The sequence below is a fragment of the Streptomyces sp. NRRL S-37 genome (assembly GCF_000721605.1).
GTDB lineage: Bacteria > Actinomycetota > Actinomycetes > Streptomycetales > Streptomycetaceae > Streptomyces.
In genome coordinates, this window is record NZ_JOIZ01000012.1 from 86,733 (window position 1) to 102,200 (window position 15,468).

A 15,468-nucleotide genomic window follows, 5' to 3' on the forward strand; every position below is an offset into this window, starting at 1 on the left:
GGCACGGCTGAAGCCCGCCGCCCCGGTCCTTCGCGGGGCCGGGGCGGCGGGCTTCAGCCTGATTGTGCACCGGGTCAGACGGAGGCCTCACCGCGGGTCATCGGGAGGAGGGGCCACTTCTGGGACAGTCGCATCGCCGCCTCCGTGACCGCCGGGTCGGCGGCCGCCATGAGGGCCCCGGTGAGGTAGCGGTGGGCCGCCGCCTCGTGGAGTTCGCGGGTGGCCCGCACCCTGTCCTCCGCCGCAGCCCTGCGGTCCTCGCGCCGGGCGTCGGCCGTGTCCGCGACGACCCGTTGGCGCTCCGCCTCGACCAGGCTGAGCTCCCGCCGCCGTACCAGCTCGCCGCGGCGCTCGACCGCCGTGCGGTAGGCGTCCAGGTACGGGTGCTCCCTGCACAGGGCGAGCAGGAGGCCGATGCCTCCGGAGAGGACGAGGAGGGCGACGAACAGCCAGGTCACCGTCCACGGCTCCAGGTCCAGCCGCTCGATCAGGCTGCCGGCGGCGGTGTCCGTGCCGGCGGGGCGGAAACCGTCGGCGGCGGGCGGGGGTTCCTCGGTCTGCATGACGTACTTGGCGCGGACGACGCCGAGCGCGCCGGTCAGGAAGGCCCAGACGGCGAGCAGGGACAGGGCGGGGAACCAGACCGCCCGGAACGAGCCCGTCTCCGGGCGCCGTCGCAGCGCCAGGCCCGCCAGGTGCGGCAGCACCACCATCATGGCCGCCGTGCCCACGGCGAGCACACCGGTCTGCGCGTCCGCGTTGAGGGTGCCGATGCCGTGGAACGGCTGGTAGGCCACCCAGTAGATGGGCAGCTCGACCGCGATGATCAGGAGCAGCAGCCCCCACCTCATCCAGTCGGGGACGGCGGGCCGCTTGTGGAGCCCTTCCCACGCGCGGGCCAGCCCGGCGCCCGTCGACGCCGCCGGGTGGCCGGTGGCGGCGGTCCGGCGCGGCGCGGGTGACTCGGGGGCGGGGGAGGGGCGTGTCACGTTCACCCACTGCGGGTCACCGGCGTCCGGGGACTCCCGTACGCCGCGCGCCGGGTCGTCCCCGTCCCCGTGTCCGCCCCCGTCTCCGTCCTCCGACGCGCCGGCCGGGTTCCGGGGAACCTGTCCGTCGCGGCCTTCCAGTGCCCGCCTCTCCATGCGCTCGCGCAGCGAGTCACGGAAGCGGTTCCAGCGGGTCGAGCGCATCGCCAGCAGGTCCAACTGGCGTGTGGTGGTGGCGATCTGCTCGTCGATACGGGCCAGTTCCCGGTCGATCAGCTCCGTCTCGGCACGCAGCCGCGCGGCCTCGGCGAGGGCGTGCGCGTCGTCGATTCGCGCCTGCCGCTCGGCGTCGTGCAGTTCCTCGCCGATGCTGTGGATGACCCGGTCCCGCAGCGACGCCAGTTCGGCGAAGTACGTGACCCGGTCGTCGCTCTGCAGCACCAGCGGATCCAGCGCCCCCTCGCGGGCGGCTTCGCCGCCGCGGCGTTCGGCCTCGTTCAGGAACCGCTGCTCGGCCCGGATGTCCAGCACCACCGGACGGCCGGTCTGGTGGAGCGGCCGCGTGCCGTCCCGCCGCCACCTCGGTACCCGCCGCCCGGGGTTCTGTCCCTCGGGCCGGGGAGCGGGCCGTGGCCACCGCCTCGGGCGGGGCTCCTCACCTGTAGTCGTAGTGGACATGGGCCTGCGCCCTCCCCTCCAGCATCTGGGCCCAGAAGGCCTCGAAGTCCTCGCTCTCGCTGGGCCGGCCGTTGTACTGCATGCCGAGGCCGACCGGGTAGACGTGCATGCCCTTGAGTCCGGGCAGCCCCCGCTGTTCCACCAGGGTGTCGATGACCGTCTCGCGCTTCCGCGCGGTCGACAGGTCCGACCGGGAGATCCTGAACTCCTTGTCGGCCTGGTCGAAGTCGCTGACGACCAGCAGCTTGGCGTCCGGCCCGTCCCCGGGCATCATCTCGCTGATGCGGTCCAGCGCCCCCCAGACGTCCGACCCGTTCTGGGTCCGCGCGCACTCCAGTTCCTCGAGCGCCTTCTTGCCGGCGACGACCCGGGACGCGGCGCGTGCGCTCTCCTGGTCGGTGGTCTCACTGCCGGGCGGGTCGAGATCGACCTCCGCCACCTGGCAGGACGAGGACTTGGAGGAGCGGGTGATGGGCGCGAACTCCACGGTGCCGCACTGCTGTTCCTCCAGGAACGGCATGAGGCTGTTCTTCAGCTTCGCCTCCGCGTCGAAGCCTTTCGCGGTCGCGGCCCCCGACCCGGATCCGTCGACGACGACACCGCACGGAGTGGTGAGCGGGTCGGGCTGCGAGGTGCACGAGACCAGCGCGGCCAGCAGCCCCGCCGCGGGCACCAGGACGGCCACGCGGCGGAGCCCGGGAGTCCGCCGGCCGTCACGGACCGATCGGCGCACGGTTCTCCTCCTTCCGGGAATGTCGGGATCTCCAGGTGATATGAGGAGGCGGGACATGGTCATCGGCCCTCCCGCCTAAGCCCGTTGCCCGGCGCCGGCGCCCGGCTGCTGGGTCCGCAGGATGGCCAGTGCCTGGACCACCGCGGGACCGGTCTCGTCCCGGCCGCGCTCCGCGTACCAGGTGTCGGCGTCCAGCCAGTCGTCGATCCGGTGCCAGGTGGGGTCCAGCTCCATCGTGCCCGGCAGCCAGCCGGCCGGACGGAGCTCGTCCAGCCGCGGGCCGCCGTCCGTGACCGTCCGGCGGCGCCCCCGCCGCCAGGCCGCGTCCCAGTAGCAGGCCAGCAACTGGTTCCCCTCGTCGATGATTTCCTGCGCCTTGGTGCGCTGGATGTCGGCCGCGTTGCGCCACTCGGCCACCATCCGGCCGTAGCGGGCCAGCGCGGCCGGGGCCGGCCGGCCGCGTTTCGTGTACTGGGTGACGACGCGGACCGATTCCGAGTGGATCGTCGCGACCAGTCCGCCCCTGCCCTGGAGCAGCTCCCGGCGCAGCCGCGAGCAGCCGCGCTCCACCCCGTTCCTGATCCCGACCACGTAGGGCGGCAGTGCCAGGCCGGCCGGGGCGCTCCCGGTCCTGGCGTCGGCCATCAGGGACATCAGGTCCGCCGCGTCATGTCTTCCGTGGATCCGGGCGCCGGTTCTGGAGAAGAAACCGAGCTTCGCCCTTCGAGGACGGCCCCCCGTCCGACCGGAGAAGTTCGTCATGGAACAGCCTCCCAATTTCCGTCCGCGCGGATCTCCGGGGGAGTTCCGCGCATCGAGAGAGTAGCTGAATATCGGACCGGAACGGGGCCGGTTCCCGGCGGAACAGATCATTCCTGTCCGGGGATCCGGAAAACGCCCGGAGTTCGACCGGACGGCGGCCGGAGAGCGGCGAAAGCGTGATTGCGCGGGCCGAGCCGGGACGTCGATACTTCTTGCCGGTGTGACGGAGGAGAACACATGAAAGTCCGGATCAGCGGCACGCATTTCCCCCTGGAAACCCTCGGGCCGGGACAACGGCTCGGCATCTGGTTCCAGGGCTGCGCGCTGGCCTGCCCCGGGTGCATGTCCCGGCACACCTGGGCTCCCGAGGGGGGAACCGCCGAGGACGTGTCCGGTCTGCTGCGGTTGTGGGAGGAGGCACTGGAGAGGGGGGCCGAGGGGCTCACCGTGAGCGGCGGTGAGCCCCTCGACCAGGCGGACGCGCTGGCCGGCCTGCTGCGCGGTGCCGCCAGGATCAGGGACCGGGCCGGCGCCGGGGCGGAAGGAGCCGACCTGCTGGTCTACACCGGGTACGAGCCGGACGAGCTCACGGCCGCGAGACGCCGGGCGCTGCGCGGCGCCGACGCGGTGATCACCGGCCGGTTCCGGGTGGAACGGCCGACCCGGCTGGTCTGGCGCGGCTCGGCCAACCAGAGCCTGCGCCCGCTGACACCCCGGGGCGAGACCCGGTACGCCGCGCACCTGACGCGGGAGAGCACGGGCGGCAGGCTCCAGGCGGTGGTGGAACCGGGACCGCCCGCCGGTGTGCGGTTCCACGGCGTGCCGCTGCGCGGCGAACTCAGGGCGGTGGAGCAGGGGCTGCGGCAGGCCGGCGTGACACTCAGGGAGCAGAGTTGGCGTCCCTGAAGAGCTCCAGGTACTCGCTTCTGCGGGTCACCAGCAGCACGGACCAGCTCGGGTCCCGGCGCAGTTCCTCGCGGACCGCCCCGAGCAGACGGGGCGCGGCGTCGGCGGCGGGGAGCCCGCCGCGCCCGGCGCCCAGCAGCGGGAAGCAGATGCTGGTCAGCGGGAGCGCGAGCGTCCTCCGTTCGGTGCGGGCCAGGTCGAAGGATTGCCGGACGGCCTCGGTCACGGTGCGGGGGTCGACGTGGTAGCGGCTGCCGTGGTCCACGGGGGTGGCCACGGCGGCGTGGTAGACGCGCCGGACGCCCTGCCGGGAGAGCGCTCCGGCGGAGGTGGGCACGACGGTGCCGGGGCGTACGGCGAGACCGCTGTGACGGTGGGTGTGCAGCCAGACCGCCAGTTCACGGGCGAGGACGTCGTCCACGATCTCGCCGTCCGAACGTTCGGCGGCCGCCCGCCGCAGTACGCCGGAGACGGTGGGCCGGAACGTCTTGGACATCTCCAGGTAGACGTTCTCGGAGGAGACCAGGATGTCGACGTCCCGTATCCGCTCGATGGGTGCCAGCCGGACCGCGACCCGGCCCGGCGCCGGGCGGGAAGCGCCCGGCACGGGGTGGAGACCGCCCGGCACCGGGCGCGGACCGTCCGGTGCCGGGCCGGCGAGCAGCGTACGGCTCGGAACCCGTGGGTCGGGCCGGACACTGCCGGGGGTGCGGGGCCGGCCGTCAGTGATCCTGCCGGACCGGCTGCCGCCGGGGGTGCGGGGCCGGCCGTCGTCGAGGACGCCGGACCGGCCGTCACCGGTCCCGCCGGGCCGGCCGTCACCGGGGGAGCCGGCCCGGCCGTCGCCGGGGGCGCCGGGCATGTCGGGCCGGCCGTCGTCGAGGACGCCGGGCCGGCCGGCGCTGGAGACGCCGGACCAGCCGTCACCGGGCCGGCTGTCGCCGGGGGCGCCGGGTATGGCGGGCCGGCCGTCACCGGGGGCGTGGGACCGGCCGGCACCGGTGTCCCTGGACCGGCGGGACCGGGCCAGGGCGAGTATCGCCGAGGCCAGGCCGTCGAACACCTCGTGCTCCTGGCTCTTGCGGAAGCGCTCGGTGCTCACCCCGTAGACACCCGCCGCGGCCTTGCGCCGGTCGGCGGCGGGTACGCCGCGGCGGTAGGCGAAGAGGCCGAAGGAGTGCGCGGCGGCGCGGGCCAGCGGATCGCAGTCGTCCGCGTCCCGCAGCTCGCCGCCGCCCAGGCGTCGTACCGCCGCCCCGAGCAGCTCCTCTATGCCCTCGAGTTCGTCGTCGGAGTCCGCGCAGAAGCCGGCGGCCACCGCGGCCGCGCGCAGTCCGTCCCGGGAGCAGTGCCGCAGCCGGGAGAGCCCGAGCCGCCTCAGGCACCTCAACTCCTCGGCCAGCTCCTGATGCGAAGGCAACGCGTTCATGAGGCGCATGGTAAACCCGTTCCCCCGGATTAAAAATATGATTATCGGAATAGATTATTCCGATGGTGGTGAAGGACTGGATGATCCACTCGATAACCCTTCCCGGGACTCGTCCCCTGTTCCGTGCCGCGATCCGGAGAATCCCGTACAGGAACCGGAACCGCTCGGATAATCTCTTGATCCCCGCGCCGATTCACGACCGCGGGACGGGCACATTCATCGGAAGGTCGGACCATGTCGACCACTGACCCCACAGATTTCGTTCCCCCCGAGGACGACGGTTTCTCGCGGGCCCGCCAGGTCGAGACCCGGTCGGTCACCTCGGATGTGCCGCCCGGGCTGACGGACCGCTTCTCCCTGCTCAGGGTCCTCCAAGCCGCCGAGCGGCCCTCCCAGGCCGTGGTGCTCAGGGTGCGCGACCTGAGGAGCGGGACCCCCGACGTCCCGCTGGTGCTCAAGTGGTACCACCGCATGCACGCGCCCGGCCCCGAGGTCGGCCGGGCACTGCTGGAGGCCGGCCGGGTCCCGCCGTCCGAGGGTGCCCCGCACCTGGAGCGCCTGCTGGAGACCGGCCGGACCGACGGGCATCCGTACCACCTCTACCGGTCGCACGGCGAGACGCACCTCGGCGACTACCAGCGGGAACACCCCGGTCCGATGCCCTTCGAGCAACTGAAGCCGGTCGTCGCCCAGTTGTGCGACGCCGTGTCGTTCCTGCACGACGAGGAGATCGTGCACCGGGACATCACTCCGGACAACATCATGATCCAGGCCCACGGGGACGGCCCGGAGATCACGCTGATCGACCTCGGTGCGGCGGTGTACCGGCCGGACGAGTCGGCCCGGCACTTCGACTGGCGGGGCAAGCCCCTCTACCTCGCCCCGGAGGCGGCGTCGCGGCTGCAGTCCGTCTCCCCGGAGGCGGACTGGTGGTCGGTGGGCATGGTCGCCGCCCAACTGGCCCTGGGGCGACCCCTCATGGACGAGCGGGAGGACAAGGCCGTCATGGAGGCGCTCGCCACCCGGGAGCCCGACGTCGACCGCCTGGAGCACCGGCGCGTCCGGATGCTCTGCACCGGGCTCCTGACCCGGGACCCGGAGAACCGGTGGGGCGCCCGGCAGGTGCGGGACTGGCTGGACGGCAGGTCCCCGGACACCGCGCCCCGGGGGGCGGGGCCCGGACGGGGAGCGGCGGACCCCGGCCCGGAGCCGGACCCCGTCACCCCGTTCTCCTTCGTCGGCGAGCAGTTCACCCTGCGGGAGCCGCTGGCCAGCGCTCTCGAACACCATCACGTCGCCGCCGAGCAGATGCTGGCCGACAACGGCAGACGGTCCGAACTCGTGGGCTGGCTCGCGCAGTTCGCCGAAGGGGAGAGCGAGGCCGAACGGCGGGTCCTCACCGGGCTCCGCGAGGCTCTGGAACGGGCACCGAGCCCCGAACTCACCGTCCGGCTGATCAACTGGCTGGGCCCCCGGCTCGAGGCCGGCTGCTGGGGGATGCCGCTCACCGTCCGCGGTATCCGCGAACTGTCCCAGGCCGTCCGGCAGAACGACGGCGCGGCCGTCCAGCTGGCCGAACACCTGCGCAGGCACCCGGGCATCCTGACCGCCCTGGCCCCTCGTCCCATGGGCGAAGGGCTGGACGACGTGGCCGACCGCTGGCAGTCGTTGCGCACCGGTTGGCCCCACCTGGTCCGTGAACTCCTCGACCTCCCCGACCTGCGACGGCTGCCCCGGGCGAGACACGCCCTGCGGCAGACGATCGCCGTGGACACCCTGCTCCTGGAACTCGCCCGTGAACCCGACCGCGTGGAGGCCCGGCTGGCCCACGAGGCGGCGAGGTTCGAGGGCGGACTCCCCCGTGAGGCGCGGGTCCCCTGGTTCAACCGGCTGCTGGAGACCGTCGACGACGACGGTCTGCGCCGCCTGCGGCTCGTCGCCGCCCACCAACTGACGGAACTGGCCGGCCGGGACGCCGCCGCCCGCTACGACAGGCACCTGCAGGACGAGGCGGAACGGCAGCTGCGGGAGGACCAGGACGGGGCGATCGCCGTTCTCCAGCGGCTGGACCTGCCCGCGGCCCTGGGCTGGGCGCTGCTCGGCGCCACGCTGGTCACCTTCCCGTACAGCTTCATGACCGGGCTGGCGGACGTGCTCGGCTGGGCCTCCCAGGACCAGGTGGTCGTCGCCTGGCTGTGGAGCCTCGGACTGACGCCCGCCGTCTTCGCCGCCGAGCTGTTCACCGCGAACTGGATCCGCCCGCCCGCCTACCATCCGCGCCATTCCCTGGCGGGCCTGATCATCGAGCGCGCGGACCGTCCCGCCTCCTTCGCCCTGTCCCGCAGGTCCCGGATGTTCCTCGGTGCCCTGGTGCTGCTCGCCGTGAGCGCCCTTGTCGTCGGGACGGTGATGTACCTGCCGTGGCTGTGGCCGGCGGTCTCCACGGGCGCGGTGGTGGTGTGGAGCGTCCGGCGGTGCCTGGCCTGGAGCAGGGACGGGCGGGGAGGCCGCAGCCGCCCGGCGGCCCCCGGTGGACGCACCGTACCGCCGCAGCGGAGTACGCCCGTGGCGCCCGTCCCCTCGGCCGGGGACGCGCCGGGGCACCGGATGACGGGAGCCGGCCGGTGAGTGAGGCGTTCGCCCAGTTCCTGGAGACCGGGGTGGCGCCCGGCCTCGACTTCGTCCCGCCGCCCCCGCCCCCGCCGCCGCCCCCGCCCGACCCGAACGAACTCGCCCACACCGGACCGCTGCACATGGACGGCACGACGGAGGAAGTCGCCTCGCAGCTCGGCGAGCTGGCCACCGAGGCCGCCCAGCAGGTGGCCGATGTCGCGCTCCAGACGCTGGGCACCCTCAGCGGCGCCCTGCTGGCCGGCCGGGCTGCGCTCGCCGCCACCAAGGTGCTGGCCGGCGCGGCCGTCCGAGCGGCCGAGGAACAGCGCTGCCTGGAACGGCAGGAGAAGGTCTCCGCCGACGCGGCGGAACAGTGGCGGAACGCGGCCTTCGCCGCCGCCCGCGCCAACGCCCGCCGCAGGGCGCTGCAGGCGCGGATCGACCGGGCCGCGCGTACGGCGCCAGGTGACCCCCCGCCCCGCCCCGACCTGCCCGGTCCGCTCGACCCGGCCACGGGCCGGCTGGGCGACTTCCGCCGCGAACTGGACCGCTTCGACCGGGCGCTGGAGGCCGCCGAGCGGGCCCAGGAGGCCTGGGAGGCCGAAGCTCTCCTCGCCTCACTGGCCGACCCGGCGGACGGCGCGGACGGGCCGGACTGGCAGGACGCCCTGCGCGCCAGGCAGCAGGACCTGCTCCGGGCCCGTCCGGCCGAGCGGGAGGCTCCGCACCCGGTGCCCGAGCCGCCGCGCACGACCGACCCGGTGGACGCGGCCACCGTGCGGGACCAGGGCGCCGGCATCCTGGCCGCCCTCGACCCCTCGGCCGACGCCGAACTGGTCAGGATGGCCTCCGAGGCGGTGGGCCACGCGGTGACGCACGCCGCCCGCCCGCAGCGGTCCCGCCGGCACCTGCGCGAGGCGCGGACCTTCGTGGCCGAGGCCAACCGCAAGGCGTGGAAGCTGCGCCGCGAGGTGGAACAGGCCGCCGTACAGCTCGACTTCCTGACCATGCCCCTGCCCGACGACCCGGACCTTCCCGAACCGGACCCGCGGGCCGTGGCCGCGCTGCGGAAGTGCGTCGACGACCAGGTTCCGCTCACCTCCGACGAGCGGGACCTGGTGGAACGCGGCACGGCCGCGCGGTGCGCCGCCCTCGAAGCCCTCTACCTGAAGCGCCAGTGCACCGGCGTCCTGGCCGGACTGGCCCTGGACACCGCCGGTGACCTGCGCGTCGCCCACACCGGCGACCACACGGTGACCCTCGACTGGACGCCCGGGGGCTGGGGACCGGACCACTGGCTCAGGATGGAACTGCGGGGGGAGAACGTCCATGTCACCACCATGCGCCCGGCGACCCGGGGCGAGCGGCGGGCCGAGGACCTGGAACTGGACGCCCGGCGGTGCGCCGAAGCGGGCGAGCGGCTGGACGAGTTCCGGGCCCTGGCCGCGAAGAACGGACTCCCCCTGACCTTCGGGATGCGGGACGGAGAGGTGCTCGCGGGCACGCTCGTCGAGCCCGCCGCGCGTGACGTACGCACCGGACCGCCGGTCCACGGCCCCCGGACGCACCCGACACACCGGACGGCACCCGGTCCCGGCCGCGGGTGACCGGCCCGTCACCCGCCCCGCCCTCCACGGAAGGCCCACTCCATGGCACTGCAGAAGGAAAAGGACGACGCGTTGCCGCTGTTCGTCCAGGAGCTCACGGGCACGCTGAGCGTGCACTCCCAGTACGTCCTGCACGGCAACATCCACGATCTGCACCTGGTGCGCGGCAAGGGCAGGGACCGGTACCACCCCCTGCTCGACGTGGTGTGGAACCCCCTGCTGCGGATGGGCTACCAAGTCCTGCTGGGATGCGACCAGATCAACGGCTTCCGGGTCCTCTACGCCGCCCCCGAGGTCGAGGAGGCCGTCAGGACCCTGGTGCCGGCACGCCAGTTCCCCGGGGCCGACGCGGCCCAGCAGGAGAAGGTGAGCACCGAACTGCGGAAGTTCGTCTCCGGCTGGGCGGAGGAACGCGGCAAGATGCGGACCGACGGGGTGGAACTGCCGCCGCTGCGGGCCGCTCTGGTGGTGGAGCACGCCTCACGGCTGGTCCAGGACGTCACCCGGCTCACCATGGACGAACGGGACTTCTTCCTCTCCTGTCTGCAACTCGCCGACCGGGCGGAACGGGTACGGGATCCGAGGCGCACGGACGGACGCGGCCTGTTCAACCCGGTGATCTGGCTGGCCGAGGGGGAGCGCGACCTGCCGAACTGGTTCGTCTCCGGGAGCGAACGCATCCGCCCGATCGCGGTTCCCCGGCCCGACGCCGACGAGCGGCGCCGTATGGCCGACCTCCTGCGCCGGGAGTTCAGGGCCCGGCAGCGGACGGCCGCGGCCCCCGCCCCGGGCGACACCGCCGAGGAGGACGAGAACACCGTCGCGGCGGTGGCACGGGCGGCCGGCGGGATGACGCTGAGGGCGATGCGGGAGAGCCTCGACCTGGCGCTGGACCGGGGCCTCGCGTTCCGGTCGATGCCCGACGCGATCCGGATCTACCGCCTCGGAGTGGAACGGAACCCCTGGAGCCGGGACGAGGTCCGCACACGCATCCTGCGAGGCGAGGACCCGGACGAGGAACGCTCCGTCCTCCAGCGGGTGCTGGGCCAGAACGCCGCCGTGGCCAAGACGTTCGACATCCTCAAGCGCGCCGCGCTGGGCCTGTCCGGAGCACAGGCGACCAGTCCCGGCCACCGCCCGCGCGGCGTCCTGTTCTTCGCGGGCCCGACCGGCACCGGAAAGACCGAACTGGCCAAGGCCGTCGCGGAGGTCCTCTTCGACAACGAGCAGGCCTATCTCCGCTTCGACATGAGCGAGTTCTCCTCCTCGCACGCCGCCGACCGGCTGGTCGGGGCGCCCCCCGGCTACGTCGGGTACGAGGCGGGCGGTGAACTCACCACGGCGGTGCGGCAGGACCCCTTCCGGGTCATCCTCTTCGACGAGATCGAGAAGGCCGACAAGGGGGTGCTGGACAAGTTCCTCCAGGTCCTGGAGGACGGCAGGCTCACCGACGGGCAGGGAGTCACCACCTACTTCAGCGAATGCGTACTGATCTTCACCTCCAACCTCGGGGTGCAGCGCACCGATCCGCAGACACAGCAGCGCGAGTGGGTCGTCACGCCGGGCACGGAGTACTCCGAGCTGGAGGCGACGGTCAAGAAGAACGTCAAGGAGCACTTCGAGCAGGTCATCGGCCGGCCCGAGCTGATGAACCGGATCGGCGGCAACGTCGTGGTGTTCGACTTCATCTCCGAGGAGGTGGCGGAGGACATCTTCGACCTCCAGGTGAAGAACATCCGGCGGCAGCTCGCGGCCGAGCACCGCGTCGACCTGGAGATCCACGACGACGCCCGCGCCACGCTGCTGCGCCGCTGCACCAAGGACCCGTGGACGGGCGGACGGGGCATCGGCATGGCGCTGGAGACGGACCTGATCAATCCGCTGGCCCGGGCGCTGTTCGCCGCGCCGGGCCTGGGCGCGGGCACCACCGTGGTGGTCGCCGGCGTCAAGGAACTGCCGGACGGCCAGGTGGAACTCCTGGTGGACTTCGGGAAGGAGGCCGTCGCGGAGTGACGGCGCACGACCGGGACCAGGCGGACACGGACGCCGGGGAGGACGACGAGGGCTGGGTCTCGCTGTCCGAGAGCCCTTCCGGCCCCCTCACCCCTCCGTCGGCGGCCGCCGAAGGACGAACCGCGCCCCCGCCGCCCGACGCGGAGGACGACGGCTGGGTCTCCGTCCCCTCCGGAACCCCGCGGCCCTCGGGCCCCGCCCCTCCCCGCCCCGCGCGTGTGCGGGAGACCGAAGTCGCGCTGCGGTTCACCGGTCTGGGCGGACAGCTTCTGCTGAACCGCGGCCAGACCGTACGGCTGGGCCGCAGCAGGAGCTGGGCGACGCCGGAGGCGGCCGAGATCCTGGCGGACGAGTCCACGGTCTCCGGGCGGCACGCCAGTGTCGAGTACGCCGAGGACGGCACGGTCTGGCTGACCGAGGTGGCCGAAGGTTCCACCAACGGCATCCGCGTCAACCGGCACCAGGTCCTCACCCCCGGACAAGCCCTGCGGCTCCGCACCGGTGACATGGTGTGGCTCGGTCCGCACGTCACCTTCCTGGTCCGGGGCGGAGCCCTGCCCGTCCCGGACACGCCGGCGGACGGCACCGGGCAGCACCCCGACGGCTGACCCGGTGCCCCGGCCGCGGGGCCGCCCCCGGCACGCCCGTGCCCGCCGTGGGACGGTGCGCCGTGCTCACGGTCGGGCCCTTCCCGCGCACGGCACGGAAGGGGGCCGGCACCGGGAAGGAAGCCGCACCTGCGGCGACAATCGCCGCAACGGTGGCATTTGGGGTGGAATAGCCTATTCCGTCAAAGCGGTTATGACGGAGTGGCGGGTCAATAGAGTCCGAGTGTGCCTGCTGATGAAACTCCCGTTCGTTTTTTCGTGCTGGGGCCGGTTCGGGCGTGGCGCGGTGAACAGGAGCTGGACCTCGGATCGCCGCAGCAGCGTGTGGTGCTCGCGGCGCTGTTGCTGGGCCGGGGGCGCCCCGTCGCCCTCGGAGAGCTGATCCGTGCCGTCTGGGGCGAGGAGCCCCCGGCGGCCGCCGTGTCCGTCCTGCGGACCTATGTGTCACGCCTGCGCAAGGTCCTGGAACCCGGGCGGGAGCCGGGCCGTCCGCCCGGACTGCTCGTCTCGGTCGGCGACGGCTATGCGATCCGGGTCCCGGAGGACTGCCTGGACCTGGCCGTGTTCGAACAGCGGGTCATGGAGGCGAAGAGGCGGTACGCCGCCGGTGAACCGGCCGCCGCCGGCGAACTGCTGCACACGGCGCTCGACGCATGGCAGGGGCCGGCACTGGCGGGCCTGCCCGGACCGCTGGCGGAGTCGGAGCGCTCATGGCTGGACGAGCGGCGGCTCACCGCGACAGAGACCCGGCTGGACATCGACATCACGCTCGGACGCCATGACACGGTCGTTCCCGAACTGCTCTCGCTGGCCGCCAGACACCCACTGCGCGAGCAGCTGTGCCGGCTGCTCATGCTGGCGCTGTACCGGTCCGGCCGGCAGGCCGGCGCACTGGAGGCCTACGGCAGGACACGGGACGCCCTGGTGACCGAGCTGGGTGTCGAACCGGGCGCACCGCTCAAGGACCTGCACCGCCGTATCCTGACAGCCGACCCGTCCCTCCTGCCCGGTCCGGCACCGGCCGACGGCCCGTCCCCGCGACCGGACCCCGTCGAGTACCCGGCCGCCCGTCCGGCGCAACTGCCCGCCGACCTGCCGGCCTTCGTCGGCCGGCAGGCGGAACTGGAGCGGATACGCGCCCTGTTGCCCGAGGACGGCAGCCCTCCGGCGACCCTGGTGATCAGTGCGATCGGCGGCATGGGCGGCATCGGCAAGTCAGCCCTGGCCGTGCACTGGGCCCACGAGGTCGCCGACCGCTTCCCCGACGGACAGCTCTACATCAACCTGCGCGGCTTCGACCCGACCGGCTCGGTCATGACGCCCGACGAAGCCGTCCGGGTCTTCCTCGACGCGCTCGGTGTCCCCCCGCAGCGCATCCCCGGCGACTTCGGCGCCCAGGTGGCGCTGTACCGCAGCGTGCTCGCACGGCGGCGGGTCCTGGTCCTGCTCGACAACGCCCGCGACGCCGAGCAGGTCCGCCCGCTGCTGCCCGGCTCCCCGGGCTCCCTGGTCATCGTCACCAGCCGCAGCCGGCTGTCCGGTCTGATCGCCGGGGAAGGGGCGCACCCGCTGACCCTGGACCAGATGACGCCCACCGAGGCGTTCGACCTCCTCGCCGCCCGCCTCGGCACCGACCGGCTGGCGGAGGAGCCGCGGGCGGCCGGCGAGATCATCGCGCGGTGCGGCCGGCTGCCGCTGGCACTGGCCATCGTCGCCGCCCACGCCGGGGTCCGCCCCGGCTTCCCGCTCAGTGCCATCGCCGAGGAGGTGCGGGACAGCCACGGCAGCCTCGACGCCTTCGCCGGGGGCGACGACATCACCACCGACGTACGGGCCGTCTTCTCCTGGTCGTACAAGGCGCTGTCCGCCCCGGCCGCCCGGCTGTTCCGCCTGCTGGGCCTGCACTGCGGACCCGACATCTCCGTACCCGCCGTCGCCGCGCTCGCCGGGCTCCCGCCGCGCGAGACCCGCGGCCTGCTCGGCGAACTCACCCGCGCCCACCTGCTCACGGAACACTTCCCCGGCCGCTGCGCCCTGCACGACCTGCTGCGCGTCTACGCCGCCGAACGGGCCCGCGCCGAGGAGACGGCGCGGGAACGGGACGAGGCCATGGAGCGGCTGCTGACCTGGTACCTGCACACCGCCGACGCCACCTACCCGCACATCACCCCCAACCGCCGCCGGATCCCGCTGGAACCGCCGCCGGACGGGTGCCGGCCGCTGGTGTTCACCACGCGGGAGGAGGCCCTGGAGTGGTGCGAGACCGAGCGGCCCAACCTGGTGGGCGCCGTGCACCAGGCCGCCGGGGCCGGACAGCCGGGCATCGCATGGCGGCTGCCCGCCGTCCTGTGGGGGTTCTTCTACCTCCGCAGCCATACGCACGAATGGCTCGACACCACCACCACGGGACTGGCCGCCGCCCGCGCCGCCCAGGACCGCGCGGGCGAGGCCCAGGCACTCGCGGACAGGTCGGCGGCGCTGCGCGACTCCGGCAGGCTGGAGGAGGCCATCGGCCCGCTGCGCGAGGCCATGGCCCTCTTCCGGGACCTCGGGAACGCGGCGGGCCGGACGGCCACCGTGGCCAACCTGGGCGACGCGTACCTCCAGGCCGGCCACCTTCGCAAGGCCGTCGAGTACACGCGCCGGGGACTGGCCATCGCCCGGGCCACCGGCAACGTGTGGAGCCAGGGCATCGCCCTGTCCAACCTGGGCGACGCCTACCAGCGGCTCGGCCGGTTCGACGAGGCCGTCGACTGCCTGGAGCAGGCGCTGACCGTCCTGCGGGCCCACGACAACCGCTGGGTCGAGGGCATCACCCTGGACATCCTCGGCACGGTGCACCGCCGGCTCCACCGCTACGACGAGGCGGTCGAGCACTACCACCAGGCGCTCAAGACCCACCGGGACATCGGCAACCGGTGGGGGGAGGGCCACACCCTGGGCAACCTCGGGGACGCCCAGCTCGGTGCCGGGGAGTCCGAGGCGGCGCGCGGCAGCTGGCTGGAGGCGCTGGCGATCCTCTCCGAGTGCGACCACGCGGACGCCGAGAAGGTCCGCGAACGACTCGCCCGGCTGGACTGAGCCCGCACCGTCCGACACACGTCTCCTTCGATCAGGACCCGGCCGCGGC

General features: G+C 73.6%; 10 protein-coding genes. 6 read left to right on the forward strand and 4 right to left on the reverse strand.

All coding sequences use genetic code 11. The annotated features are described in order from the left end of the window. Positions 1–74: 74 nt before the first annotated feature. The 3 genes from IH50_RS0118730 to IH50_RS37790 form a co-directional block, all read right to left on the reverse strand. A complete protein-coding gene (locus IH50_RS0118730) occupies positions 75–1,523 on the reverse strand; it encodes a hypothetical protein (RefSeq protein WP_051767366.1) in 1,449 nt (482 codons plus the stop codon). Between the two features lie 121 nt (positions 1,524–1,644). Further along, positions 1,645–2,400: a hypothetical protein gene (locus IH50_RS0118735; RefSeq protein WP_234328197.1), complete on the reverse strand. Its 756-nt coding sequence runs from the start codon at positions 2,398–2,400 to the stop codon at positions 1,645–1,647. 75 nt (positions 2,401–2,475) lie between these two features. After that, complete coding sequence (locus IH50_RS37790) at positions 2,476–3,045, reverse strand: hypothetical protein (protein ID WP_158801269.1); 570 nt, start codon at positions 3,043–3,045, stop codon at positions 2,476–2,478. A 354-nt stretch (positions 3,046–3,399) separates the two neighbouring features. Between IH50_RS37790 and IH50_RS0118745 the strand changes: the two genes are divergently transcribed. Further along, positions 3,400–4,068 carry a 4Fe-4S single cluster domain-containing protein gene (locus IH50_RS0118745; RefSeq protein WP_030863162.1) on the forward strand — a complete coding sequence of 223 codons (669 nt, stop codon included), beginning with the start codon at positions 3,400–3,402 and terminating at the stop codon, positions 4,066–4,068. On the opposite strand, the gene IH50_RS42625 is transcribed toward IH50_RS0118745, so the two are convergent. After that, positions 4,043–5,497, reverse strand: a complete 1,455-nt coding sequence (locus IH50_RS42625) for a macro domain-containing protein (RefSeq protein WP_234328198.1) — start codon at positions 5,495–5,497, stop codon at positions 4,043–4,045. The two genes, IH50_RS0118745 and IH50_RS42625, sit on opposite strands and share 26 nt — an antisense overlap. A gap of 234 nt (positions 5,498–5,731) precedes the next feature. Here IH50_RS42625 and IH50_RS0118760 point away from each other — a divergent pair, with 234 nt between their 5' ends. The 5 genes from IH50_RS0118760 (at position 5,732) to IH50_RS0118780 (ending at position 15,419) form a co-directional block, all read left to right on the forward strand. After that, on the forward strand, positions 5,732–8,125 hold the full coding sequence (locus tag IH50_RS0118760; protein ID WP_030863168.1) for a serine/threonine-protein kinase: 2,394 nt from the start codon (positions 5,732–5,734) through the stop codon (positions 8,123–8,125). Then, a complete protein-coding gene (locus IH50_RS43180) occupies positions 8,122–9,717 on the forward strand; it encodes a hypothetical protein (RefSeq protein WP_158801271.1) in 1,596 nt (531 codons plus the stop codon). The genes IH50_RS0118760 and IH50_RS43180 overlap by 4 nt, the downstream gene beginning before the upstream one ends. A gap of 42 nt (positions 9,718–9,759) precedes the next feature. Beyond that, positions 9,760–11,730: an AAA family ATPase gene (locus tag IH50_RS0118770; RefSeq protein ID WP_030863171.1), complete on the forward strand. Its 1,971-nt coding sequence runs from the start codon at positions 9,760–9,762 to the stop codon at positions 11,728–11,730. Continuing rightward, positions 11,727–12,338 (forward strand): FHA domain-containing protein, encoded by a 612-nt coding sequence (locus IH50_RS42640; RefSeq protein ID WP_234328199.1) that lies wholly within the window; start codon positions 11,727–11,729, stop codon positions 12,336–12,338. Before IH50_RS0118770 ends, IH50_RS42640 begins: the two co-directional genes overlap by 4 nt. A gap of 258 nt (positions 12,339–12,596) precedes the next feature. Then, positions 12,597–15,419 (forward strand): AfsR/SARP family transcriptional regulator, encoded by a 2,823-nt coding sequence (locus tag IH50_RS0118780; RefSeq protein ID WP_030863177.1) that lies wholly within the window; start codon positions 12,597–12,599, stop codon positions 15,417–15,419. Positions 15,420–15,468 lie beyond the last annotated feature (49 nt).

Excerpts from the sequence above, each read along its gene's own strand:
- IH50_RS42625 (WP_234328198.1), bottom strand. The coding sequence starts at position 5,497 with ATGAACGCGTTGCCTTCGCATCAGGAGCTGGCCGAGGAGTTGAGGTGC.
- IH50_RS0118745 (WP_030863162.1), top strand. The coding sequence starts at position 3,400 with ATGAAAGTCCGGATCAGCGGCACGCATTTCCCCCTGGAAACCCTCGGG.
- IH50_RS37790 (WP_158801269.1), bottom strand. The coding sequence starts at position 3,045 with ATGGCCGACGCCAGGACCGGGAGCGCCCCGGCCGGCCTGGCACTGCCG.
- IH50_RS0118770 (WP_030863171.1), top strand. The coding sequence starts at position 9,760 with ATGGCACTGCAGAAGGAAAAGGACGACGCGTTGCCGCTGTTCGTCCAG.
- IH50_RS0118760 (WP_030863168.1), top strand. The coding sequence starts at position 5,732 with ATGTCGACCACTGACCCCACAGATTTCGTTCCCCCCGAGGACGACGGT.